Below are 25,722 nucleotides of genomic sequence, written 5' to 3'. Positions count from 1 at the left end.
CCACACCCGACACCCGCCATAGCTGCACTGCGGGAACCGGATCGTGCCCGGGGCCTTCTCCCACCACTGGTAGATCCTGCAGCGCTTGCGCCCCGGTGCGCGCGGCCAATGACGAGGACGGTGGCCCGATGCGGCGCGCCCACAGCATGGAATTCGGGGCCGAGATGGTCGAGGGCGGCGTCCGCTTCGCCCTCTGGGCGCCCACCGCCAAGAGCGTCGACCTCGTCGTCGACGGCACCAGCCATCCCCTGCCCGAATCCGGCGGCGGCTGGCGGCGCACCGCCCTGCCCGGGGTGAAGCCCGGCGCCCGCTACGGCTTCCGCATCGACGGCGACCTCGTCGCCCCCGATCCCGCCTCGCGCTTCCAGCCGGAGGACGTCTCGGGCCTCAGCGAGGTGATCGACCCGCGCGCCTTCGCGTGGTCCGACGAGGCCTGGACCGGGCGGCCCTTCGAGGAGGCGGTGATCTACGAGTGCCATGTCGGCACGGCGACCCCGGAGGGCACCTATGCCGGCCTGCAGGCGCGGCTGCCGGACCTCAAGGCGCTGGGCGTCACCGCCATCGAGCTGCTGCCGCTCGCCGACTTCAAGGGCTCGCGCAACTGGGGCTACGACGGCGTGCTGCCCTACGCCCCCGACGGCGCCTACGGCCGCCCGGACGACCTCAAGCGCCTGATCGACGCCGCCCACGGGCTCGGGCTGATGGTCTATCTCGACGCGGTCTACAACCATTTCGGCCCGGCCGGGAACTATCTCCACGCCTACGCCAAGACGTTCTTCACCGAGCGCCACCAGACCCCTTGGGGCGCGGGGATCAACTTCGACGGCAAGGAGAGCGGCGCCGTCGTGCGCCAGTTCTTCATCCAGAACGCCCTGTATTGGCTGGAGGAATACCGGTTCGACGGCCTGCGCTTCGACGCCGTCCACGCGATCCTGGACGATTCGCCCCGCCACTTCCTGGCCGAGCTCGGCGAGACGGTCCGCAAGACCTTCCCGGACCGGCAGATCCACCTGATGCTGGAGAACGAGGCCAACCAGGCCCGCTGGCTGGAGCGCGACGCCGCCGGCCGGCCGAAGATGCACGACGCGCAATGGGCCGACGACCTGCACCATGGCTGGCACGTCCTGCTCACCGGCGAGGATGCCGGCTATTATAAGAGCTTTGCCGACAAACCGGTCGCGCACCTCGCCCGCTGCCTCGCGGAGGGTTTCGCCTACCAGGGCGAGCCCTTCTCGACCCTCGGCAACCACCCCCGCGGCGAGCCCTCCGGACACCTGCCGCCCTCCGCCTTCGTGACCTTCCTGCAGAACCACGACCAGGTCGGCAACCGCGCCTTGGGCGAGCGGCTCAACCACTTGGCCGACCCGAAGAAGCTCGATCTCGCCCGGGCCGGGCTGCTGCTGGCGCCGCAGATCCCGATGCTGTGGATGGGCGAGGAATGGTCGGCCTCGGCGCCGTTCCTGTTCTTCGTCGATTTCGCCCCGGACGAGGACCTGAACAAGGCCGTGCGCGACGGCCGCCGCCGGGAGTTCAAGAGCTTTGCGGCGTTTGCCGACGACACGTCCAAGATCCCCGACCCGACCGAGCGCGCGACCTTCGAGGCCTCGAAGCTCGACTGGTCGGAGCGCGACCGCTCGCCCCACCGCGAGGTGCTGGCCGAGACGACGCGGCTGCTCGCCCTGCGCCGCGACGTGGTCGTGCCGCTGGCGAAGTCCGGCTATGAAGGCGCCGCCGCCACCCTGCCGCGCCAGGACGTGATCGACTGCACGTGGCGCTTCGGCGCCGGCACCCTGCGCTTCGTGGCCAATGTCGGGACCGCGCCCTTCGCGGTCGACCCGGGGGGCGCCCGGCTGATCTGGACCAACGCCCCCGACGGGGCCGGGCGCGACCTGCCATCCTGGACCGGCCTGTTCCTGACGGAGCCTCGCGCGTGAGCCCCCTCGAAAGACTCGCCGACCTCGTCGGCGTCGCGGCCGGTTACACCGACGCCTTCGGCAAGCCCGTCGAGACGTCGCTGGAGGTGCGCCGCGGCCTGCTCGCGGCCCTGGGCTTCGCGGTCCAGGACGAGGCGGCGATCGCCGAGAGCCTCGCTGAGGTCGAGAGCCTGCGCCGCGGCCTGATCCCGCCGCTCCTGCCCGTGGAGGCCCGCCGGGCCGCCCGGGTGCCGGTTCGGCTCCAGAACGGGACGCCCCACACCCTGGTCTGGCGCCTCGTCGACGAGCGCGGCACGGCCCGCGAGGGACGGGCGAACCCGCAGGGGTCGGAGCCGGGTTTCGAGCTGCCGCCGCTGACCCCGGGCTACCACCGCCTCACCGTGCAGGCCGGCCAGTCCCGCACCGAGGCCTGGGTGATCGCCGCGCCGCAGCGCTGCTGGCGCCCGCGCCCCTATACGGAGGAGGGCGCCTCCGACTGGGGTTTGGCCGCCCAGCTCTACGGCCTGCGCTCGGCCACCAACATCGGCATCGGCACCTACGCGGATGCCGGCGAGGCCGCCCGGGAGGCGGCCCTGCGCGGGGCGGCGTTCCTGGGCCTGAGCCCGGTCCACGCCCTGTTCGCCTCCGACCGGACCAAGATCTCCCCGTACTCGCCGTCCTCGCGGCTGTTCCTGGAGACGCTGTTCATCGCCCCGCGCAGCCTGCCCGGGCTGGCGGGGTCCCGGGCCGAGGCGCTGCTCGCCGAGCGCGCCGACGCGATCGCGGCGCTCCGCGAGGCGGCGCTGGTCGACCACCAGGGCGTGCACGACGTGCTCGATCCTGTGCTCCGGGCGCTCTGGGCGGATTCGCCCGCCCGCGCCGGCACCGATGCCGGGTTCGAGCGCTTCCGCCAGGAGGGCGGCGCGGACCTCGCCTCCCACGCGGTGTTCGAGGCGCTGTCCGAACATTTCCGCCAGCAGGGCGCGCACTGGCTGGGCGACTGGCCCGAGGAATTCCGCCGCGCCGGCACGGAGGCGGTGCGCGCCTTCGCGGCGGAGAACGCCGAGGCGGTGGGCTACCATGCCTGGCTGCAATACCTCGCCGACCGACAGCTCGAAGAGGCGTCCGCGGCGGCGCTCGGCTCCGGCATGCGGGTCGGGCTCTATCGGGACCTGGCGGTCGGCGCCGACCGGGGCGGCTCCGAAATCTGGTCGCATCCCGAGCGCTTCGCCGACAGGGTGTCGATCGGCGCGCCGCCGGACCTCCTGGCCCCGAAGGGCCAGAACTGGGGCCTGCCGGCCTTCGACCCGCTGGCGATGGAGCGCGACGGGCTCGCGGCCTTCCGGGCGCTGGTCCAGGCCAACATGCGCCATGCGGGCGCGATCCGGATCGACCACGCCTTCCAGCTCGCCCGCCTGTTCCTGATCCCGCTGGGCGCGGGCGCCCAGGCCGGCGCCTACGTGGCGATGCCGTTCGAGCCGATGCTGGCGGTGCTGCGGCTGGAGAGCCACCGCAACAAGTGCCTGGTCATCGCCGAGGATCTCGGGACCGCCCCCGAGGGCTTCTCCGACGCGCTGATGCGGGCCGGGGTGCTGAGCTACCGGATCCTCGCCTTCGAGCGGGAGGCCGACGGCCGGTTCAAGGCCCCCGCGGCCTATCCGCGCGACGCGCTCACGGCGATCACCACCCATGACCTGCCGACCTTCGTCGGCTGGTGGCGCGGGGTCGACACCGACACCCGCCAGTCGCTGGGCCTCTACGACCAGGATCGGGCCGAGGCCGAGCGCGCCGAGCGGGTGGTCGAGCGGCGCCGCCTCGCCGAGGCGCTGGCCGGCGAGCAGCTCATCCCGTCCGCCGAGCCGCCGGACGCCGCGCCCTTCGAGGCCGCCGCCCGCTACCTCGCCCGGGCGCCCGCGATGCTGACCGCCGTGCAGTACGAGGACGTGGTCTCCGAGCTCGCCCAGGCCAACGTGCCGGGCTCCACCGAGGGGTACCCGAACTGGCGGCGCAAGCTCGACCGGGACCTCGTGGACATCGCCGCCCCCGGCGGCCCGCTCGCCAAGCTGGCGGCGTCGCTGTCCGCCGAGGCCCGGGGACCGCGCTCCGGCGCCGCGCGGCTGGCCGCCCCGCCGCCCCGCTCCACCTACCGGCTGCAGTTCCACAAGGACTTCACCTTCGCGGATGCGGGCCGGATCGTCCCCTACCTGCACCGGCTCGGGATCAGCCACGTCTATGCCTCGCCGCTCCAGAAGGCGCGGCCGGGCTCGACCCACGGCTACGACATCGTCGACCACGGCGCGATCAACCCGGAGCTCGGCGGCGAGGACGGCTTCATCCGGCTCTCCGAGACGCTCCACGCCCACGGGATCAAGCTCCTGCTCGACATCGTCCCGAACCACATGGGCGTCGGCGGTGCCGACAATCCCTGGTGGCTCTCGGTGCTCGAATGGGGCTCCCTGTCGCCGTTCGCCGATGCCTTCGACATCGACTGGGAGCGGCTCGGGGCCGGGCGCAACCTCGTCATCCCGTTCCTGGGCGAGCGCTACGGCGAGGCCCTGGAGCAGGGCACGCTGGTGCTGAAGTTCGACCCCGACACGGGCGCGTTCAGCGTCTGGCACTACGAGCACCAGCTGCCGATCCGGCCGCTGAGCTACCCGACGATCCTCAACCGGGTGATCGCCGCCATCGGGGCCGTGGACGACGACACCACCGCGGAGCTGCTCGCGATCTCCGAGCGCCTGCGGGCCATGGCGATCGACACCGACGAGAGCCGCCGCAGGGGCTTCCCCGAGGAGGCCGAGGGGCTGAAGCGCCGGCTCGCCGAGATCCACGGCGTGTCGCCGCTGATCCAGGAGGCCACCGCCAGCACGCTGGCGCTGCTCAACGGCTTCAAGGGCCGCCCGGACAGCTTCGGGCCGCTGCACCGGCTGCTGGAGGCCCAGGCCTACCGGCTGGCCCATTGGCGGGTGGCGTCGAGCGACATCAACTACCGCCGCTTCTTCGACGTGAACTCCCTGGCGGGCCTGCGGGTCGAGCTGTCCGACATCTTCCACCGCTCGCACGAGACGGTGTTCCGGCACGTCCGCGCGGGCCGGATCGACGGGTTGCGCATCGACCACATCGACGGGCTCGCCGACCCCCTGGGCTACGCGCGGGCGCTCCAGGCGGCGGTCGGACCGGGCTTCTACGTGGTGGTGGAGAAGATCCTGGAGCCGGGGGAGCGGCTGCGGCCCTGGCCGGTGGCCGGGACCACGGGCTACGACGTGCTCAACCAGCTCGACGGCATCCTGGTCGACAAGACCCGGCGCGGGAAGGTCGAGCGCCTGTACACCTGGGCGACCGGCTTCGACGAGCCCTACGGGTTCCAGCTCCGCGCCGCCAAGGCCGAGATCCTGGAGATCAGCTTCGCCAGCGAGCTGGAGGTGCTGACCTCCGACCTCAAGGAGGTGGCCGATGCCGACCGGCGCACCCGCGACTTCACCGTCAACGCGCTCCGCCGGGCGCTGATCGAGATCATCGCGCGCTTCCCGACCTACCGGAGCTACCTGCCGCCGGAGCTGGAGGAGGGCGAGGTCGAGCCCGAGGACGTCCGGCTGATCGAGGGCGCGGTCGCCAAGGCCAAGCGCTGGTCGAGCCTGCCCGACCGCTCGGTCCACGACTTCGCCGCCGAGGTCCTGCTCGGGCGGATCGAGACGGTGGGTCCGGGCCGGCCGGACCCGCGGGTGGTGCTGCGCTTCCGCCGCCGGTTCCAGCAGCTCACCGGCCCGGTCATGGCCAAGAGCCTGGAGGACACGCTGTTCTATCGCTACGCCTGCCTGCTCGGCCTCAACGAGGTCGGCGGCGATCCGGGCGAGTACGGCATCGACGCCGAGCACTTCCACGACCTGCAGATCGCCCGCGCCCGCGACTGGCCGAGCGCCATGATCACCACCGCGACCCACGACACCAAGCGCGGCGAGGATGCCCGGACCCGGCTGCTCGCCCTCTCGGAGATCCCGGAGGAATGGGCCAAGGCCTGGGACCTGTGGCAGCGGACAGCCGGGCCCCATCTCGCCCGGATCGACGGGGAGCCGGCGCCCGACGCCAACGACCAGTGGATGTTCTTCCAGGCGATTCTCGGCGCCTGGCCCCTGGAGCTGCTGGAGGGCGACGAACCCGACGCGATCGCGGAGTTCCGCGACCGGCTCATCGCCTACGGCGAGAAGGCCATGCGGGAGGGCAAGCGCCGGTCGAGCTGGGTCAATGTCGACGCGGTCTACGAGGGCGCGGTCAAGCGGCTGTTCACCGCGCTGATCGCCCCGGGCTCGGACTTCCTGAACGCGCTCAGGCCCTTCGCCCGGCGGCTCGCCCATCTCGGCATGCTGGCGAGCCTCGGCCGGACGGTCCTGAAATGCACCCTGCCGGGCCTGCCCGACACCTACCAGGGCACGGAAGTGTGGGACTTCTCCTTCGTCGATCCCGACAACCGCCGCCCGGTGGATTACCCGGCCCTGGAACGGATGCTCGAACAGGGCGGGGAGCCCGCTGCCCTGCTGGCGCACTGGCCGGACGGGCGGGTGAAGCAGGCGACGCTCACCCGGCTCCTGGCCGAGCGGGCCGAACGCCCGGACTTCTACGCGAGTGCGTCCTACGAGCCGGTCGATGCCAAGGGCGCGCGGGCGGCCCACGTGATCGCCTACCGGCGGACCGATCCGGGCCAGGAGGGCGGCGACCTGTTCGTGGCGGTGCCGCGGCTGGTGGCCGGGTTCGTCGGCGAGGCGGTCTGGTCGGGCGAGGCCTTCGCGGGCACCCGGGTGGAGCTCGGGGCGGGGACCCGCTGGCGCGACCTCGCGACGGGGCGGATCGTGGAGAGCCGAGGGGAGGGGGCCGACCTCGGCGACGTCCTGCGCGAGCTGCCCTACGCGGTGCTGCAGCGGGAAACATGAGAGCGGCCGGATCCGTAGCTCTCCCTCCCCCGCAGAGGGGGGGAGGGTTAGGCGCGCGGTTGGCAGGCAGGCGCCTCCGCAGCCGTGTCACGCAACTCTGCTGAGACACGTCGAACCGGATCATGAGGCACGCCCGGACGGTTCGGGCGTTACGACACAGGAACGGGAGCCAGAAGCCAGCATGAACGCACCGACCAAAGCCGCGGCGACGACTGGAGCCGAGGCCGTCCTGCCGGCCTCGCTGGCGCCCCGCGCCGAGGGGCCGCGGATCTACAACCTGTTCCCGCTCCTGGTCGGGCGCGTCGCGGACTGGACCGCCGAGCTGCCGCGGATCGCCGCGCTCGGCTTCGACTGGATCTACCTCAACCCGTTCCACCAGACCGGCGGCTCGAAGAGCCTCTACGCGGTGGCCGATCCCGAGCGGCTCGACGAGCGGATCCGCGACCCGGACGGCACGCCGGACGACGCGCAGATCCGCAACTTCTGCACCGCCGCGCAGGCGCTGGGCCTGTCGGTGATGACCGACCTCGTGATCAACCACACCGCCGACAACGCCCGGCTCGCCACGGAGCGGCCCGACCTGTTCATGAAGGAGCCGGACGGCTCGATCATGCACCCCGCGGCGGTCGATCCCGACGATCCCACGATCCGCACGGTCTGGGGCGATCTGGCCGAACTCGACTACCACACCCCCGCGGCCCGGGACGAGCTGACCCGGATCTGGGGCGCCTACGTGGGGCGGCTCCAGGGGCTCGGCGTCGCGGGTTTCCGCTGTGACGCCGCCTACAAGGTGCCGCCGGAGACCTGGCGCGTCCTGATCGGCGAGGCCAAGGACCGCGACCCGGCCTGCCTGTTCGCCGCCGAGACCCTGGGCTGCACCTTCGAGGAGGCGCGGGCCACGGCGGGCGCCGGCTTCGACTACCTGTTCAACTCCTTCGCGTGGTGGGACCTGAAGAAGCCCTGGGCGCTGGAGCAGTACGAGCGCCTGCGGGTGCTGGCGCCCTCGATCGCGTTTCCCGAAAACCACGACATGAAGCGGCTCGCCGCCGAGATCGGCGGCGGCCCCGAGGCGGTGGCGGCCCACCTGCGCACCCGCTACGCGCTCGCCGCCTTCTTCTCGGCGGGCGTGCTGATGCCGATCGGCTACGAGTGGGGCTACCGCCGGGCGCTGCACGTGGTCGAGACCACCCCGCGCGACCGCGAGAGCGACACCGGCATCGACATCTCCGGCTTCATCCGGGCGATCAACGCCCTGCGAGCCGAGCTGCCGGCCGCCAATGTCGAGGGCGCGCAGGTCCGCATCTCGGCGCCCGACAGCGACCTCGTGGCGCTCGCCCGCTTCGACACCGGCCATCCGGCCTCGGCCCGGCACGGGCTGATCGTGCTCTACAATCCCACCGACAAGCCGGTGCCGGTGGAGGCCGGCGCGCTGATCGCCCGCACCGGCGGGATGCTCGGCGCCTTCGTCGACCGGACCCCCGAGGTCGAGCCGATCGCCTTCCATCCCGGCAGCGCCATCGACCTGCTTCCGGGTGAGCTGCGCATCCTCGCGGCCGGCGCCCAGCAGGTCGCCCGCCAGCCCGAACGGGGCACCCCGGACGGGGCGGGCCGGGTGGTGATCGAGGCGGTGAGCCCTGAGATCGACGGCGGCCGCTCGGCGGTGAAGCGGATCGTCGGCGAGTCCCTGCGGGTCGAGGCCGACATCTTCTCCGACGGCCACGAGGTCATCGACGCCGCGATCCTGTCGCGGGTCGCCGGCGACGCGGCGTGGCGCGAGGACCCGATGGTCTTCGTCGACAACGACCGCTGGGCCGGGCACGTCCCCCTGGAGAAGAACGCCCGCTACGAGTTCACCCTGATCGCGTGGCGCGATCCGTTCTCGTCCTGGGTGCGCGACACCCTGAAGAAGCGCGCCGCCGGCGTCGACGTGCGCCTCGAGACGATCGAGGGCGTGACCCTGGTGGAGACCGCCGCGTCGCTGGCCCGCACCCGGGGCGGGCGCGACGGCGAGCGCCTCACCGCCCTGGTGGCGGCCCTGGCCGCCGAGGAGACCGGCTCCGCCGCCCAGCTCGAACGGATCCTCCAGCCCGACGCGGCGAGCCTCGTGCGCCGGAACGCCGAGCGGGTGAACCTCACCCGCTATCCCGTGACCCTGCCGGTGATCGCCGACCGCCTCGCGGCCCGGTTCTCCGCCTGGTACGAGATCTTCCCGCGCTCCCAGTCGATGGACGTCCACCGCCACGGGACCTTCGACGACGTGATCCGGCGCCTGCCGGAGATCCGGGAGCTCGGCTTCGACGTCCTCTATTTCACGCCGATCCACCCGGTGGGCCGCACCAACCGCAAGGGGAAGAACAACACCCTCACGGCCGAGCCCGGCGATGTCGGCTCGGTCTACGCGGTGGGCTCGGAGGAGGGCGGCCACGAGGCCGTCCACCCGGACCTCGGCACCCTGGCGGATTTCGAGCGGCTGGTGGCGGCGAGCCACGCCTACGGCATGGAGATCGCCCTCGACTTCGCGATCCAGTGCTCGCCGGACCATCCCTGGATCAAGGACCATCCCGAGTGGTTCGAGTGGCGCCCCGACGGCACGCTCAAATTCGCCGAGAATCCTCCGAAGAAGTACGAGGACATCTCGAACGTCCATTTCTACGGCGGGGCCCTGCCCGGGCTCTGGATCGAGTTGCGCGACATCCTGCTCGGCTGGTGCGCCCGGGGCGTGCGCATCTTCCGGGTCGACAACCCGCACACCAAGCCGATCCCGTTCTGGGAATGGGTGATCGCCGAGGTCAACGGCCGGTATCCGGACGCGATCTTCCTGGCCGAGGCCTTCACCCGGCCGAAGATGATGAAGAAGCTCGCCAAGGCCGGCTACCAGCAGAGCTACACCTACTTCACCTGGCGCAACACCAAGCAGGAACTCACCGACTACGCCCTGGAGCTCGCCGGCGAGATGGGCGAATACTACCGCCCGAACTTCTTCGCCAACACGCCCGACATCAATCCCTACTTCCTCCAGACCAGCGGCCGCGCCGGCTTCGTGATCCGCGGCACGCTCGCCGCGACCCTGTCGTCGGTCTACGGCATCTACAACGGCTTCGAGCTGTGCGAGGCGGCGCCGTATCCCGGCAAGGAAGAATACCTGAACTCCGAGAAATACGAGATCAAGGCCTGGGACTACGACCGGCCGGGCAACATCCGCGAGCACATCGTCAGGCTGAACAAGATCCGGCGCGAGAACCCCGCCCTCTGGGACTTCCGCAACGTGGTCTTCACCGGCGCCTCCAACGACCAGATCATCGCCTACGCCAAGGCGACGCCGGAGCGCGACAATTGCGTGTTCACGATGGTCAACCTCGACCCGAAGAGCCGCCAGGAATGCACCTACGAGGTGCCGCTCTGGCTGTTCGGCCTGCCCGACGACGGCGCCGTCGAGGTCGAGGACCTGCTCCAGGGCTACACGTTCGAGCTGCGCGGCAAGACCCACCGCATCGCCCTCGATCCGGCCGAGCGATCCTGCGTGATCTGGCGCCTGCGGGCGCCGCGGCGGGTTGCGGGCTGAGGCCGCGCGTGGCACTCGACCATGGCAATTGAATATCCGGCGGCGGGCGGTCCCGTCGCCGACCGTTGCGGCGCGCGGCGGTCCATCCGCCAGTCCCGACCGCCGATCCCCTTGAAGTCCACCGATGAGGCAGCGACGCGATGATCGATCGCAGCGACCCGCAATGGTACCGTGACGCCATCATCTACCAGATCCACGTCAAGTCGTTCTTCGACTCGAACAACGACGGGATCGGCGACTTCGAGGGCCTGACCCAGCGCCTCGACTACGTCCGCGACCTCGGGGTCACGGCGATCTGGCTGATGCCGTTCTACCCCTCGCCCCTGCGCGACGACGGCTACGACATCGCCGATTACCGGGACATCAACCCCTCCTACGGGACCATGGAGGACTTCAAGGCCTTCGTGGAGGCGGCGCACGAGCGCGGCCTGCGGGTCATCACCGAGCTCGTCATCAACCACACCAGCGACCAGCATCCCTGGTTCCAGGCGGCCCGGGAGGCCCCCCCCGGCTCGCCCGAGCGCGACTTCTACGTCTGGTCGGACACCGACGAGCCGTACAAGGATACGCGGATCATCTTCCTCGATACCGAGGCGTCGAACTGGACCTGGGACCCGGTCGCCAAGCAGTATTTCTGGCACCGGTTCTACAGCCACCAGCCGGACCTCAACTTCGACAACCCGGCCGTGCTGGAGGCCGTCATCGAGGTGATGCGCTACTGGCTCGACATGGGCGTCGACGGGCTGCGGCTGGACGCGATCCCCTACCTGATCGAGCGCGACGGCACGAATTGCGAGAACCTCCAGGAAACGCATGACGTCATAAAAAAAATCCGCGCCGCGTTGGATGCCAGCTATCCCGACCGGATGCTGCTCGCCGAGGCCAACCAGTGGCCGGAGGAGACCGCGCAGTATTTCGGCGACGGCGACGAATGCCACATGGCGTTCCACTTCCCGCTGATGCCGCGGATGTACATGGCGATCGCCCGGGAGGACCGGCACCCGATCACCGACATCATGCGCCAGACCCCCGAGATCCCCGAGGGCTGCCAATGGGCGATCTTCCTGCGCAATCACGACGAGCTGACCCTGGAAATGGTCACCGCCGAGGAGCGTGATTATCTCTGGTCGTTCTACGCCGCCGAGCGCCGCGCCCGGATCAACCTCGGCATCCGCCGTCGCCTCGCGCCCCTCCTCGAGAACGACCGGCGCAAGATCGAGCTGATGAAGTCCCTCGTCCTGTCGATGCCCGGCACGCCGGTGCTCTATTACGGCGACGAGATCGGCATGGGCGACAACATCTACCTCGGCGACCGCGACGGCGTGCGCACGCCCATGCAGTGGACCCCCGACCGCAACGGCGGCTTCTCCCGGGCGAACCCCCAGCGGCTGTTCCTGCCGGCGATCCAGGACCCGATCTACGGCTTCGACGCGATCAACGTCGAGGCGCAGATCCAGGCGCAGACCAGCCTGCTGAACTGGACGCGGCGCATGATCGCGATCCGCAACAACAGCGTCGCCCTGGGCCGCGGCACGATCCAGTTCCTCTATCCGTCGAACCGCAAGGTCCTGGCCTGGATCCGCGAGCACGGGGACGAGCGGGTCCTGTGCGTGGCCAACCTGTCGCGCGCGCCCCAGGCGGTGCAGCTCGACCTGTCGGAACTGCGCACCGCGGTGCCGATCGAGCTCACCGGCGGCACCGAGTTCCCGCCGATCGGCGACCTGCCCTACCTGCTGACCCTGCCGTCCTACGGCTTCTACTGGTTCTCGCTCAGCGCGGCGCGCTCCGGCGTCGTCGGCCCGCAGCAGGAGCCGCCGGAGCTGTTCACCCTGGTGCTGACCGGCGGCATCGAGAGCCTGATGAGCGGGCGCGAGCGCGTCGCCTTCGAGCGGACGGTGGTGCCGCCGTTCCTGACGAGCCGGCGCTGGTTCGGCGCCAAGGGCTCGCGGATCCGGGCCGTGAAGGTCATCGACTGCGCCGCCCTGAAGGACGTGGACGGGAGCGCCCGGTTCCTGCTGCCGCGGCTGCAGGTGCAGCTCGCCAACGGCGAGAGCCACGAATACTTCATGCCCGTGGGCGTCGAGGAGGGCCGCGAGGACGAGACGCTGCTGCCCTTCGCGGTGGCGCGGGTGCGCCGGGGGCCGCGCACCGGGCTGCTCTACGGGGCGGCCGGCTCCAACGACTTCGCCGCCTGCCTGATCGACGACATGCGCCAGGGCCGGGAGATCCCCACGGAGAGCGGGAGCCTCGTCTTCGCCGTCACCTCGGCCTTCGACCCGGCCGTCACGGTCGACGTGGCCGACATCCGCCGGCTCTCGGCCGAGCAGAGCAACACCTCGATCGCCATCGGCTCGAAGATGATGCTCAAGCTGCTGCGCCGCCTGCAGCCGGGGATGCATCCCGAGATCGAGGTCGGGCGCTTCCTCACCGAGGAGGCGGGTTTTTCCAACACGCCCGCGCTGCTCGGCACCCTCGAACACGTGGCCGAGGACGGCACGCGGACGGCGCTGGCGGTCCTGCAAAAGTTCGTCATGAACCAGGGCGACGCCTGGACGCTGATGCTGGAGGGGCTGCGCCGGGACTTCGAGACCGTGGTGCTCACTCCGGAGAGCGAGGCCGCCACCCCCGCGGAGGCGTTCCAGGCCCACGGGCCCTGGGCGGCCCTGCTCGGGCGGCGCACCGCCGAGCTGCACGCGGCGCTGGCGATCGAGACCGACGATCCGGCCTTCGCGGCCGAGCCCTTCACCGAGGACGACCTCGGGGTGCTGGCCCGGGATGCCCGCCATCAGGCCGAGCGCGCCTTCCGGGCGCTCAAGGGCCTGGCCGACCGGGGCCTCGATGCCGGCAAGCCGGCCTGCGCGGAGCTCGGCCAGCGCCGCCAGCAGGTCGAGGCGCTGATCGACACCCTCACCGCCGAGCCGCCGCGGGGAGCCCACAAGACCCGCATCCACGGCGACTACCATCTGGGACAGGTCCTGGTCGCCGAGAGCGACCTGATCATCGTCGACTTCGAGGGTGAGCCCTCGCGGCCCGCCGACGAGCGCCGGGCGAAGTCGATGCCGCTGCGCGACGTGGCCGGGCTGATGCGCTCCTTCGCGTACGGGGCCGAGACCGTGACCCGCGAGATCGCCGCCCGGTTCGGCGATACCGAGGAGCGGGCCCGGGACGCCGCCACCGCGTGGCGCGGCATGATCGAGGCGGCCTTCCTGGCCGGATACCAGTCGGCCGTGGACGGGTCCCGGGCTGCGGTGACCGACCCGGGCACGCGGGCGCGGCTGCTGCGCCTCTGCCTGCTGACCAAGGCCCTCTACGAGGTCGACTACGAGGCCAACAACCGGCCGGACTGGATCGAAATCCCCGCACGGGGGGTTCTCACCATTCTGGACACGGACGGACACGAGCCCGGAGCATCGGAATGACGGCGATCGACCAGACCTTCGCAATGCGGGCCGACCCGGAAGCGGGGGCGGCGCGGAACGCGGATGTCCCGGGCCCCGGAGCCGCCGCGCCGCCGAGCGTCCACCCGGACGCGATCGCCGCCCTGATGGGTGCCGGCCACGGCGACCCCTTCTCGGTGCTCGGCCCCCACCGGGTCGGGCCCCAGGCCTGGGAGGTGCGCGCCGTGCTGCCCGAGGCGAAGGCCGCCGCCCTGGTGATGGACGGCCGCACCGTGCCGTTCGAGAAGCGCCACCCGGACGGGTTCTTCGTCGCCAAGGTCGAGGGCGAGGGACGGCCGCTCTACGAGATCGAGGTCGAGTCCTGGGACGGGTCGAAGCGCCGCCGCTACGACCCCTACGGCTTCGGCTCGTCGATCGAGCAGTACGACGTCGCCGCCCTGCGCGAGGTCGGCACCAACCTGGTCTACCGGATGCTCGGCGCCCAGTCGGGCCAGCTCGACGGCATCGACGGCTTCCGCTTCGCCGTCTGGGCGCCGAACGCCCGCAAGGTCAGCGTGGTCGGCGACTTCAACGACTGGGACGGCCGGCGCCACCCGATGCGCCTGTGGCAGGACGGCGGCATCTGGGAGCTGTTCGTGCCCGGCCTCAAGGCGGGCGTGCGCTACAAGTTCGAGATCCGCGGCCCGGACGGCGCCCTCGTGCCGCTCAAGGCCGACCCGGTGGCGTTCGCCGCCCAGCACCCGCCGGAGACCGCCTCGGTCACCCACGGCACGAGCGAGTTCGACTGGCGCGATTCCGGCTGGATGACGACCCGGGGCGCCAAGGACCCGCGCCACGCCGCGATCTCGATCTACGAGGTCCATCTCGGCTCCTGGGCGCGGGTGCCCGAGGAGGGCAACCGCTACCTGACCTACAAGGAGCTGGGCGAGCGGCTGATCCCCTACGTCAAGGATATGGGCTTCACCCATATCGAGATGCTGCCGATCACCGAGTTCCCGTTCGACGGATCCTGGGGCTACCAGCCGGTCTCGCTGTTCGCCCCGACGAGCCGCTTCGGCACGCCCGACGACTTCGCGGCCTTCGTGGACGCCGCCCACGAGGCCGGCATCGGCGTGCTGCTCGACTGGGTGCCGGGCCACTTCCCCCTGGACGCCCACGGGCTCGGCCTGTTCGACGGCACCCACCTCTACGAGCACGCCGACCCGCGCCAGGGCTTCCACCAGGACTGGGGCACCTACATCTACAATTTCGGGCGGACCGAAGTGGCGACCTTCCTGGCCGCCAACGCCCGGTTCTGGCTGGAGCACTACCACCTTGACGGCCTGCGGGTGGATGCGGTGGCGTCGATGCTCTACCTCGACTACTCGCGCCGCCAGGGCGAGTGGATCCCGAACCGCTACGGCGGCAACGAGAACCTCGACGCCATCGACTTCCTGCGCAAGACCAACGAGGCGACCTACAGCCACGCCCCGGGGACGATCACGGTGGCGGAGGAATCGACCTCCTGGCCCGGCGTGTCGCACCCGACCTACACGGGCGGGCTGGGCTTCGGCTTCAAGTGGAACATGGGCTGGATGCACGACACGCTGAAATACGTGTCGGAGGATCCGATCCACCGCCGCTACCACCACCACAACCTGACCTTCGGGCTGCTCTACGCCTTCTCGGAGAATTTCATCCTGCCGCTGTCCCACGACGAGGTGGTGCACGGGAAGGGCTCGCTGCTCGGCAAGATGCCGGGCGACCGCTGGCAGAAATTCGCGAACCTCCGGGCCTATTTCGGCTTCATGTGGGGGCATCCCGGCAAGAAGCTGCTGTTCATGGGCGGCGAGTTCGGCCAGGAGCGGGAGTGGAACCACGACATCAGCCTGGACTGGCACCTGCTGGACGATCCCCTGCACAAGGGCGTCAAGGACGCGGTCCGCGATCTCAACCGGCTCTACGTCTCCACCCCGGCGCTCTACAGCCGCGACGTGGAGCATACCGGCTTCCAGTGGCTGGTGGCGGACGACCAGGACAACAGCGTCATCGCCTGGGCCCGCAAGGGCGCCAAGCCCGGCGAGGTGGCGATCGTGGTGTCGAACTTCACGCCGGTGCCGCGGGAGGGCTACCGGGTCGGCGTGCCGCAGGCGGGCTTCTACCGGGAGGCGTTCAACTCGGATGCCGGGATCTACGGCGGCTCGAATGTCGGCAACCGGGGCGGGCTCCACACCGACGCGGCGGCGAGCCACGGCCAGGGGCAGAGCCTGTCGCTCACCCTGCCGCCGCTGGCCACGATGATCTTCCTGCTGGAGGGGTGAGGGCGGCTACATGCGCCACGTGCTCCCTCCCCCCTCTGCGGGAGAGGGTGGCCCCTGCGTCGGCAGGGGTCGGGAGAGGGGAACCCCGGTTCAGGACAGGGCACAGCAGGTAGGGCGGGACAGGGCCATTCTGCACCGTCGCTCCCCTCTCCCGACCCCCTCCGGGGGCAACCCTCCCCCGCAGAGGGGGGGGAGGGAGAAACGCGGAACGCCCTGCGAAGAACCCTACGCGGCCCGCCAGCGCAGCGCCGTGCTGTTGCCGATGGCCCGGCCGTAGAGGCCGGCATAGGTGTCGGCGGCCTGGTCCCAGCCGAAGCGGGCCGCCATGGCCCGCCGGCGCATGGCGTTGAGGCGCTTCTTCTGGCCGAACGCCTGCAGGGCCCGGCGCACCGCCGCCCCGAAGGACGCGGCCGAGGGCTCCGCGAAGGTGAAGCCCGTCACCTCGTCCTCGACCGTGTCGGCCAGCCCCCCGGTCCGCCGCACGATCGGCAGGGAGCCGAAGCGCTGCGCGTACATCTGGGCCAGCCCGCAGGGCTCGAAGCGCGACGGCATCAGCAGGAAGTCGCTGCCGGCGAACATCCGCCGGGCCTGCGCCTCCTCGAAGCCGACATGGACGCCCACCGCGTCGGGGTGGCGCTTGGCCAGCCCCCGGAGCGCCTGCTCGAACCGGCCCTCGCCCTGGCCGATCACCACGAGCTGGCCGCCCTCGGCCAGGATCGCCTCGGCGGCCTGCAGGCTCAGGTCGATGCCCTTCTGGTGCACGAGGCGCGACACGATGGCGAAGAGCGGCCCGCGGGACACCGCCAGCCCGAACTGCTGGCGCACCGCCTCGGCGTTGGCGCGCTTGCCCTTCCAGTCGTCGATCTCGAAGCGCGTGGCGAGGTGGGGGTCGGTGCTCGGGTCCCAGGTCTCGTCGATGCCGTTGAGGATCCCGGCGAGCCGGCCCTGGCCGGCGCGGGTGCGCAGCAGCCCGTCGAGGCCGCAGCCCAGTTCGGGCGTCTGGATCTCCCGCGCGTAGGTCTCGCTCACCGTGGTGACCTGGGAGGCGTAGAAGATCCCGGCCTTGAGGAAGGAGAGCTGCCCGTAGAACTCGGCCCCGTCCACCTGGAAGGCCGTTTCCGGCACCCCGAGCCGGGCCAGGCTGTCCCGGGGGAACAGGCCCTGGTAGGCGAGGTTGTGGATCGTCAGCACGCTCGGCACCCGCCGGCCGCGCCACGCGAGATAGGCCGGGGCCAGCGCCGCCTGCCAGTCGTTGAGGTGCAGGAGGTCGGCCGCCCAGTCGGCGTCGATGCCGGCGGCGATCTCGGCCGCCGCGAGGCTGAGCCGGGCGAAGCGCAGGTCGTTGTCGCCGAAATCGCCGTTCTGGTCGCCGTAGGGCGTGCCGTCCCGCTCGTAGAGGTCGGGGCTCAGGAGGACGTAGATGCGCAACCCGTCGGCCGCCTCGACCAGGCCGAGGTCGCAGGGCGGGACGCCCGCGAACCCGTCGAGGCGGGCGACCACCGGGATCTCCGGGAAGGCGGCGCGGACCTGGCGGTAGCCCGGGATCAGCACGCGGATGTCGTAGTGCGGCACCAGGGCCCGGGGCAGGGCGGCCGAGACCTCGCCGAGACCGCCGGTCTTCACGAAATCGGCCATCTCGGGCGTGGCGTAGAGGATGCGGCGGCGCAGCGAGGCCGGACGGGCGGCCTGCCGGATCGTGTAGGGGCCGCCGTCCTCGACCGGCGCCCGGTCGGCGAAGGCGCCCCCGTAGGACCCCTCGCGGCGCGCATCGGGCATCGGCACCGGCCCGGGCGGGTGTCCCGCTCTGGCGGACGATCGGGCAGACACGGCTGTCGCGATCTCAACCACGATCAATGCTCCTCCGCCGCGACGGTTCCGCTGCGACGCACAAAGTAGGCCACCGGCATCCTTAAGCGGCGGTTACTCATACCGCACTGCGGCAAGAAGGCACCGTCGAATCGATGTCTCGACCGCCGAATACAGGATTCAGGAGCGCCGCAGGATCACGCCCTCGGCGGAGCCCAGCGCCACGGCCGCGCCGGCCGCCTCGCCGGCCCGCCCCGCGCAGGTCGAGAGCAGCACCGTCCAGCCGCCCGCGGGCAGCGGCAGGCGGACCGCCGAGGCGCCGAAATTCAGGATCACGCGCAGGACCTGATCGTCGGCGAATCGCTCGTAGGCGAACACCTCCGCGCCGCCTTCCGCGTTCCCTTCCGCGTTCCCTTCCGCGCTCCCGTCCGCGCTCCCCTCCGCGCCGATCCCCGGGGGCACCTCCCGATAGCCGCCCACCGCGAGCGCCGCGTGGTCGCGGCGCAGGGCCAGCAGCCGCCGGTGCAGGGTCAGCATCGAGGCCGGGTCCGAGCGCTGGGCCTCGACGTTGCGGGTCGCCCAATCCGCCGACAGCGGCAGCCAGGGCTCGGCCGTGGAGAAGCCGGCCTGGGGGGAGTCGTCCCACTGCATCGGCGTGCGCTCCGGATCGCGGCCGTGACCCGGCTCGTTGCGCTCCCAGGGGTCCCGGGCGCGCTCCGGCGGGATCGGCACGTGCCCGAGGCCGATCTCGTCGCCGTAATAGAGGGTCGGGGTGCCGCGCAGGGTCAGGAGCAGCATCGCGGCGACCCGGGCCTGCTCCTCGCCGACGCGGGCGGCGATGCGCGGCTGGTCATGGTTGCCCAGCACCCAGTTCGGCCAGCCGCCCTCGGGCAAGGCCGCCTCGTACCGGGCCACGAGATCCGCCACGGCGTCGGCGCGCCAGGGGGTCTGGATCAGCTGGAAGTTGAACGGCAGGTCGGCGCCCGTGAGGTCCGGCCCGTAATAGGCCACGAGCCGCTCCACCGGCAGGTAGATCTCGCCGATCAGCACGCGCTCGCCGTAGCGACGCAGCACCGCCCGCATGCCGGCGATCACGTCGAAGATCTCCGGCCGGTCGGCGGAGTAGACCTGGGTGAAGCGGTTGATCTCGGGCGAACCCGGCGCATAGTCGGGATTGGCCGGGTTGTCGCGGAATCCGGCATCCTTCATCAGGTGCCAGATCACGTCGACCCGGAACCCGTCGACCCCGCGGTCCAGCCAGAAGCGGAGCGCGTCGTGCATGGCCTCGCGCACGGCGGGGTTGCGCCAGTTCAGGTCCGGCTGCGCGGCCAGGAAGGCGTGGTAGTAGTACTGGCCGGTGGCCTCATCGAGCGTCCAGGCCGGGCCGCCGAAATTCGACAGCCAGTTGTTGGGCGGACCGCCCCCGGGGGCGGGGTCGCGCCAGATGTACCAGTCCCGCTTCGGGCTCGCGCGCGACGACCGGCTCGCCGCGAACCAGGGATGGGCGATCGACGAGTGGTTGGGCACGAAATCGAGGATCACCTTCAGCCGGCGCCGGTGGGCCTCGGCGATCAGCGCGTCGAAATCCGCGAGCGTGCCGAACAGCGGGTCGATCCCGCAGTAATCGGCCACGTCGTAGCCGAAATCCGCCATGGGCGAGGGGTAGACCGGCGAGATCCACACGGCGTCGACCCCGAGCCACGCGAGGTAGTCGAGCCGCGCCGTGATGCCGGGCAGGTCGCCGACCCCGTCGCCGTTCGTGTCCTGGAACGAGCGGGGATAGACCTGGTAGACGGTCCCGCACTTCCACCAGACGGTGTCGGTCATGCTGCGTCTCTCGCGTTGCGGCCCCGGCTTCGCCGCGGGCCGGCGCGCCGGCGACCGGCGGCGGCCGGTTCGACGCGGGCGCATGTGTCTGGAATGTCACGTTGGCGTGCCATATAGTCCCGGACGTGTCCGTGCGCCCCGCTGCGGCGGCGCTGCCACGACTTCGCCGGAAGCCGACCGCACAGTCGGGCGCTTCGGGGGCACGGATTGCCCGTCCGTTCACGCGGCGGCAATCCATCAAGAGAGATAATCCGCCCACGATCCGCCCGGCCCGAACATCCGGGACACCGACTTTGGGGGACCTGCACGTGCTGAACGATGTTCTGATCCGGCCTGTGCCACACGAGGCCCCGCGCGACGAGCGCGGTCCCGAGGCTGCCGCCTCCGCCTCTTGGACCGCCCCGGTCCTGTCCGCAAGCGGCGATGCGGTGGTGGATCTGCGGGAATCGATCCGCGCCAAGCTCACCTTCGCGCTGGGCCAGACCCCCGAGACCGCCCGCCCGCGCGACTGGTTCGCCGCGACCGCGCTGGCCCTGCGCGAGCGGATCGTGGCCGCCTGCATGGCCTCCGAGCGCGGCGTGCCGAACAAGCGGGTCTACTACCTGTCGCTGGAATTCCTGATCGGCCGGCTGATGTCGGACGCGATGAACAACCTCGGCCTCACCGAGACCACGCGGTCGGCGCTCCGGGATCTCGGGGTCGACCTCGACGCCGTGCAGGAGGCCGAGCCCGATGCGGCGCTCGGCAACGGCGGCCTCGGGCGGCTGGCCGCCTGCTTCATGGAGAGCATGGCCAGCATCGGCATCCCGGCCATGGGCTACGGCATCCGCTACGACCACGGCCTGTTCCGCCAGTCCTTCGAGGACGGCTGGCAGCGCGAGGCGCCGGAGACCTGGCTCGCGGAGGGCAACCCCTGGGAATTCGCCCGGCCCGAGGCGGCCTACACGATCGGCTTCGGCGGCACCGTCACGCTGTCCTCCCCCGAGGCGGGGGTGATCCGGCGCCATTGGCAGCCGGCCGAGACCGTGCGGGCGGTGGCCCACGACGTGCCGGTCGTCGGCTGGCGCGGGCGCCACGTCAACGCCCTGCGCCTGTGGAAGGCGGAGGCCGGCGAGCCCATCGACCTCGCCCGGTTCAACGGCGGCGACCATGTCGGCGCGGCCGCGGCGCGGATGCGCGCCGAGGCGATCTCCCGGGTGCTCTACCCGAGCGATGCCTCGGCCGCCGGCCAGGAGCTGCGCCTGCGCCAGGAATACTTCTTCACCGCGGCCTCGCTCCAGGACCTCGTCGCCCGCCACGTGGCCGAGCGCGGCGACGTCCGGTCCCTGCCGGACCACGCGGCGATCCAGCTCAACGACACGCATCCGGCCATCGCGGTGCCGGAGCTGATCCGGCTCCTGCTCGACGAATACGCCCTCTCCTGGGAGGATGCGTGGCACGTCACCACCAACACGCTGCACTACACCAACCACACGCTCCTGCCCGAGGCGCTGGAGACCTGGCCGGTGGAGCTGATGGAGCGGCTGCTGCCGCGCCACATGCAGATCATCTACCTGATCAACTGGATGCACCTCGAGGAGCAGTCCAAGCACGGCCGGCAGGACGCGGCCTACCTGGCGTCGATCTCGCTGATCGACGAGTCGCACGGCCGGCGGGTGCGCATGGGGCATCTCGCCTTCCACGGCGCCCGGCGGGTCAACGGCGTCTCGGCGCTGCACACCGACCTGATGCGCTCCACGGTCTTCTCCGACCTGCACGCGCTCGATCCGGACAAGATCGTCAACAAGACCAACGGCATCACCTTCCGCCGCTGGCTCCACAACGCCAATCCGGGCCTCACCCGGCTCGCCGTGGAGACGGTGGGCGCCGGCGTCCTCGACGACCCCGAGCTGCTCCGCGGGCTGGAGGCCCACGCGGAGGATGCGGCCTTCGTGGCGCGCTACGCCGGCGTGCGCCGGCAGCGCAAGGAGGCGCTCGCCGCCCTGGTCGCCGAGCGCACCGGCATCGACATCGATCCGGACGCGCTGTTCGACGTCCAGGTGAAGCGCATCCACGAGTACAAGCGCCAATTGCTCAACGTGGTGGAGACCGTGGCGCTCTACCAGGCGATCAAGGCCGAGCCGCACCGGGACTGGGCGCCCCGGGTGAAGATCTTCGCCGGCAAGGCGGCGCCGAGCTACGTGCAGGCCAAGCTGATCATCAAGCTCGCCTGCGACGTCGCCAAGGCGGTGAACGACGATCCCGAGGTCGCCGACCGGCTGAAGGTGGTGTTCCTGCCGAACTACTCGGTGAGCCTGGCCGAGACGATCATCCCGGCCGCCGACCTGTCCGAGCAGATCTCCACCGCCGGCATGGAGGCGTCGGGCACCGGCAACATGAAGTTCGCCCTCAACGGCGCGCTCACGGTGGGCACCCTCGACGGCGCCAACATCGAGATCCGCGACCATGTCGGGGCGGACAACATCTTCATCTTCGGCCTGGAGGCCGACGGGGTCCGCGCCCGGCAGGCCGAGCCGGACTACGCCGCCCGGGCGATCCAGGCCTCGCCGCGGCTGGCGGCGGCCCTCGACATGATCGCCTCGGGGCGGTTCTCGCCGGAGGAGCCGGGCCGGTTCCGGCCGCTCACCGACGACCTGCGCCGCCGCGACCAGTACCTGCTCACCGTCGACTTCGACGATTACTGGCGGGTGCAGCGGTCCATCGACGCCGCATGGCGCGACCCGCGCGGCTGGTGGGCGAAGGCGATCCGCAACACCGCCCGGATGGCGTGGTTCTCCTCCGACCGGGCGATGCGCGAATACGCCGCCGAGATCTGGCGGGTCCGGCTGGCCTGAGCCGCCGGCCGGGACTCACGGGCGGGGCCGCGGATCGGACCGCGCGCCGCCCGCCGCCGGTCGGAGGGGGATGACGCCCCCACTCTTCCCGTGCGCCCCCTCAGGCAGCGCGGACGCTGACCAGGAAGCGGCCGACCTCCGCGGAGAGCCGCTCGGATTGCCGCGACAGGGCCGTCGCGGCCGTGAGCACGTGATCGGCCGCGATCCCCGTCCGCTCCGAGGCCTCGGCCACCCCGGCGATGTTGCCGGTCACCTCGGAGGCGCCCTGCGTCGCGTGCGCGATGTTGCGCACGATCTCCTGAGCCGCCGCGCCCTGCTCGTCCACGGCCGTCGCGATGCCCGTCGCCACCCCGTTGATCTCCCGGATCCGGGCGATGATCGTGCCGATCGCCCCGACCGCCGCGTCGGTCCCGGCCTGGATCCGCGCGATCTGCCCGGAGATGTCGCCGGTCGCCCTGGCGGTCTGCTCGGCGAGCGCCTTGACCTCGGCGGCCACCACGGCGAAGCCGCGGCCCGCCTCGCCGGCCCGGGCCGCCTCGATGGTGGCGTTGAGCGCCAGCAGGTTGGTCTGGCCGGCGATGGTCGAGATCAGCTCCACCACGTCGCCGACCGCGGCGGCGGAATCCTGCAGCTCGGACACGAGGGCGGCGGTCTGGTCGGCCTCGCTCACCGCCTGCTGCGCGAGCTCGGACGAGCCGCTCGCCCGACGGCCGATCTCCTGGATGGCGCTGCCGAGTTCCTCGGTCGAGGTCGCGACGGTGTTGATGTTGGCCGCGGCCTCCTCGGCCGCGGCCGCCACGGCGCCGGACTGCGTGGCCGTCTCCTGGGCCGTCGTGGTCATCTGGTGGGCGGTGCCCTCAAGTTCGTCCGCCGAGGCGGAGACGCGGGTGACGATCTTGGCCACCGCCTCCTCGAAGGCCTGGGCCAAGTCCATCATGGCGCCCTTGCGCGCCGCGGCGGCGAGGGCCTCCGCCTGCCGCGTGCGCTCGGCTTCGGCGGTGGCGTTGCGGGCGACCATCGCCTTGATCTCCTCGACCGCCCGGCCGACCATCCCGATCTCGTCGCCGCGCCGGGCCTCCGCGATCGTGGCCTCGGCATCCCCCTTCGCCATCCTCTGCAGCGCGGCGACGAGGCGCTTGAGCGGCCGCGTCACGCCGAACACGACGATCACCCCGGAGAGGCCGAGGGCGGCGAGCAGGCCCGCCAGGGCGGAGCCGATCAGGACCGTGCGGGCCTTCTCGGCCTCCTGCCGCGTCGCGATCTTCGCCTCTTCGAGCCGGGCCGCCGCCTGCGCCTCGTAATCCTGCGCCGCCACGACGAACCGCGCCCGGATCTCGCGGCTGGCGACGACGCCGACCTCGATCGCCGCGGCGCGGTCGTTCCGGAAGGCGAGGTCGTTGGAGCGGTCGAGCAGGTCGAAATACTCGCGCGCGATCTTGCCGATGGTGCGCTGCAGGTCCTGGATCTCTTTTCGCCGCGAGCCCGCGGCCAGCTTCTCGATGTTGTCGGCCACCGCCTTGACGGCCTCGTCGTAGCGTCTGCGGAAGGACGGGAGGTCGACCTCCGGTTGACCGATGATGATGCTGCGGTTCATGAGGCTGGCGTCGAGAAACCGCTCACGGACCTGCGAGAACATCTCCAACCGGGCGAAGTAATAGTCGACCATGTAGTTGTTTCTTTGCTCCATGAGACCGAGTGCGCCGAGCGCGTAGAAGACCAAAGTCGCACTCGCGAGCATCATGATCGTGATCGGAACCGACATTTTGACGGGTAAGTTTACTCTTTCCAGGAATCGCATGTGTGTCGCCCCGTTCGCGCTGCGATTTCGACTAACACAGGCTGTTTTGTCGGATCCAGCCGGAAATACGGTTTCCCGGGCGCACCTTTCATCGGCGTCTTGGAGAAAATATTTCTGTTTCGATACAAATACTTCGCAACCCGGTGCGAATGAAATCTTCGGGTTCGGGATCATCGCGCCGTCATCGCGCGCCGCTGCCGGCCCCGGATGCGGTCGGATAGCGGGATATCTCCGCGCATCGCGCCCGGGCCCCGCGAAGGGGGGCCTCAGGCCCTGCGGACGGCTCCGAGGCGCAGGCCGACGCGGAGCAGGGTGCGGTGCAGCCGGTGGCGCAGGCGCGCGGCGCGCGCGGCGAGGCTCAGCCGGCGCCGGAAGAAGACGTGCGACACGCGCCCGAGCCGCGGGCCCGGATCCGGCGTGCCCTTGCGCAGGGCGATGTCGGGCCGCTCCGCCCCTTGCGCGATCGTCAGCGACCGCGCCGCCGGGAGGGTGACGCCGCGGAACATCGAGCGCGTGTAGTAGGAGAATTCATCGTAGGCGACGACGGCGTGCGCCCGCCCGGTCGCCGGGTCCTGGACCCGCAGCGTGCCCGCCTGCGGACCGTAGGTCACGAGGAGGCCGATCACGTCGCGGGGGCGCCCGAGGGGGATCTCGACGCGCGCCCCCTCGGCGATCTCCAGGAACGCCAGCGGGATGCCGTTGCGCCGCAGCGCGAACCCGCAGGCCAGGCCGCGGAGGGTGCGCAGCGGCAGCGACTCGAACCGGCCCGGCAGCCCCCGGAACCGGGCGACGTAGGCGCGGCCCGGGGGCGGGGCCCGCATGAGGCTGTAGACCAGGGTGCCGTAGAGGTCGGCGCCGGCCGGCGTGACGTGGGTCCCGTCCGTCAGGAGGTAGGTGATGTCGCCCGCGCCCGCCGCCGCCACCGGAGCGGCGATGTCGAGGGCGCGGATCCCGTAGAGGGCGCGGTACTCCGCCAGCAGGCCGGCCACGGGCTCGGCCGCGTAGTCGACCCCGCCCTGGTGCAGGTTGAGGAAGGCGACGGGCAGGTCCCGCCGGGCGGTCGCCGCCAGGATGTCGTCGAGATGGGCCCGCATCGTCGCGCCGTCGAAGTAGCGGACGTTGCCGGTGAACAGCTCCAGGAGGACGTAGTCGCAGGGGAGGGCGTCCAGGATCTCGTCGATCAGGCAGGCGATGGAGGGCAGGGAATGGCCGCCCCAGCCGCTCCGCAGGAAGGTGACCGGGCGGCCCTCGGCCGCGGCCAGGGCGTTGGCCCGCTCGACGTAGCCCGGCAGCTCCGTGATGCTGTAGCCGAGGCAGAGGACGCGGACCATCAGGGCTCGGATCAGGGGCGGGCGCGCG

General features: G+C 71.4%; 10 protein-coding genes. 6 read left to right on the top strand and 4 right to left on the bottom strand.

What is annotated here, in order from left to right:
* The first annotated feature begins 128 nt into the window (after positions 1 to 128).
* The 5 genes from treZ to glgB all read left to right on the top strand — a co-directional run bounded on the left by treZ (position 129) and on the right by glgB (position 16,098).
* Positions 129 to 1,934: a malto-oligosyltrehalose trehalohydrolase gene (gene treZ, locus MKL01_RS04175; protein WP_243903970.1), complete on the top strand. Its 1,806-nt coding sequence runs from the start codon at positions 129 to 131 to the stop codon at positions 1,932 to 1,934.
* Complete coding sequence (locus tag MKL01_RS04170) at positions 1,931 to 6,838, top strand: malto-oligosyltrehalose synthase (RefSeq protein ID WP_243903969.1); 4,908 nt, start codon at positions 1,931 to 1,933, stop codon at positions 6,836 to 6,838. Before treZ ends, MKL01_RS04170 begins: the two co-directional genes overlap by 4 nt.
* Positions 6,839 to 7,019: 181 nt before the next feature.
* Positions 7,020 to 10,400: a maltotransferase domain-containing protein gene (locus MKL01_RS04165; protein ID WP_243903968.1), complete on the top strand. Its 3,381-nt coding sequence runs from the start codon at positions 7,020 to 7,022 to the stop codon at positions 10,398 to 10,400.
* Positions 10,401 to 10,540: 140 nt separating this feature from the next.
* Complete coding sequence (gene treS, locus MKL01_RS04160; protein ID WP_243903967.1) at positions 10,541 to 13,819, top strand: maltose alpha-D-glucosyltransferase; 3,279 nt, start codon at positions 10,541 to 10,543, stop codon at positions 13,817 to 13,819.
* Positions 13,816 to 16,098: a 1,4-alpha-glucan branching protein GlgB gene (gene glgB, locus MKL01_RS04155; protein WP_243903966.1), complete on the top strand. Its 2,283-nt coding sequence runs from the start codon at positions 13,816 to 13,818 to the stop codon at positions 16,096 to 16,098. Before treS ends, glgB begins: the two co-directional genes overlap by 4 nt.
* 225 nt (positions 16,099 to 16,323) lie before the next feature.
* On the opposite strand, the gene glgA is transcribed toward glgB, so the two are convergent.
* Positions 16,324 to 17,874 carry a glycogen synthase GlgA gene (glgA, locus tag MKL01_RS04150; protein WP_243903965.1) on the bottom strand — a complete coding sequence of 517 codons (1,551 nt, stop codon included), beginning with the start codon at positions 17,872 to 17,874 and terminating at the stop codon, positions 16,324 to 16,326.
* Positions 17,875 to 18,084: 210 nt separating this feature from the next.
* On the bottom strand, positions 18,085 to 19,731 hold the full coding sequence (locus MKL01_RS04145) for an alpha-amylase family glycosyl hydrolase (protein ID WP_243903964.1): 1,647 nt from the start codon (positions 19,729 to 19,731) through the stop codon (positions 18,085 to 18,087).
* 308 nt (positions 19,732 to 20,039) lie between these two features.
* On the opposite strand from MKL01_RS04145, the gene MKL01_RS04140 reads away from it, so the two are divergent.
* Positions 20,040 to 22,565 carry a glycogen/starch/alpha-glucan phosphorylase gene (locus tag MKL01_RS04140; protein WP_409566195.1) on the top strand — a complete coding sequence of 842 codons (2,526 nt, stop codon included), beginning with the start codon at positions 20,040 to 20,042 and terminating at the stop codon, positions 22,563 to 22,565.
* Positions 22,566 to 22,665: 100 nt separating this feature from the next.
* Here MKL01_RS04140 and MKL01_RS04135 read toward each other — a convergent pair whose 3' ends face one another.
* Together MKL01_RS04135 and MKL01_RS04130 are read right to left on the bottom strand one after the other, a co-directional pair.
* A complete protein-coding gene (locus MKL01_RS04135) occupies positions 22,666 to 24,306 on the bottom strand; it encodes a methyl-accepting chemotaxis protein (protein ID WP_243903963.1) in 1,641 nt (546 codons plus the stop codon).
* 323 nt (positions 24,307 to 24,629) lie between these two features.
* The gene (locus MKL01_RS04130; RefSeq protein ID WP_243903962.1) at positions 24,630 to 25,694 is read right to left on the bottom strand and encodes an SGNH/GDSL hydrolase family protein; all 1,065 of its coding nucleotides are present in this window, start codon (positions 25,692 to 25,694) and stop codon (positions 24,630 to 24,632) included.
* Between the last annotated feature and the right edge of the window lie 28 nt (positions 25,695 to 25,722).

It is taken from the genome of Methylobacterium sp. J-070 (assembly GCF_022829385.1).
Taxonomy (GTDB): Bacteria; Pseudomonadota; Alphaproteobacteria; order Rhizobiales; family Beijerinckiaceae; genus Methylobacterium.
Note: the sequence above shows the minus strand (reverse complement) of the source record. Positions and strands in the feature narration are given on the sequence as shown.

Coding starts and splice junctions, on each gene's coding strand:
- treZ (WP_243903970.1), top strand. CDS start 129: ATGCGGCGCGCCCACAGCATGGAATTCGGGGCCGAGATGGTCGAGGGC.
- MKL01_RS04165 (WP_243903968.1), top strand. CDS start 7,020: ATGAACGCACCGACCAAAGCCGCGGCGACGACTGGAGCCGAGGCCGTC.
- treS (WP_243903967.1), top strand. CDS start 10,541: ATGATCGATCGCAGCGACCCGCAATGGTACCGTGACGCCATCATCTAC.
- glgB (WP_243903966.1), top strand. CDS start 13,816: ATGACGGCGATCGACCAGACCTTCGCAATGCGGGCCGACCCGGAAGCG.
- glgA (WP_243903965.1), bottom strand. CDS start 17,874: ATGCCCGATGCGCGCCGCGAGGGGTCCTACGGGGGCGCCTTCGCCGAC.
- MKL01_RS04145 (WP_243903964.1), bottom strand. CDS start 19,731: ATGACCGACACCGTCTGGTGGAAGTGCGGGACCGTCTACCAGGTCTAT.
- MKL01_RS04135 (WP_243903963.1), bottom strand. CDS start 24,306: ATGATGCTCGCGAGTGCGACTTTGGTCTTCTACGCGCTCGGCGCACTC.
- MKL01_RS04130 (WP_243903962.1), bottom strand. CDS start 25,694: ATGGTCCGCGTCCTCTGCCTCGGCTACAGCATCACGGAGCTGCCGGGC.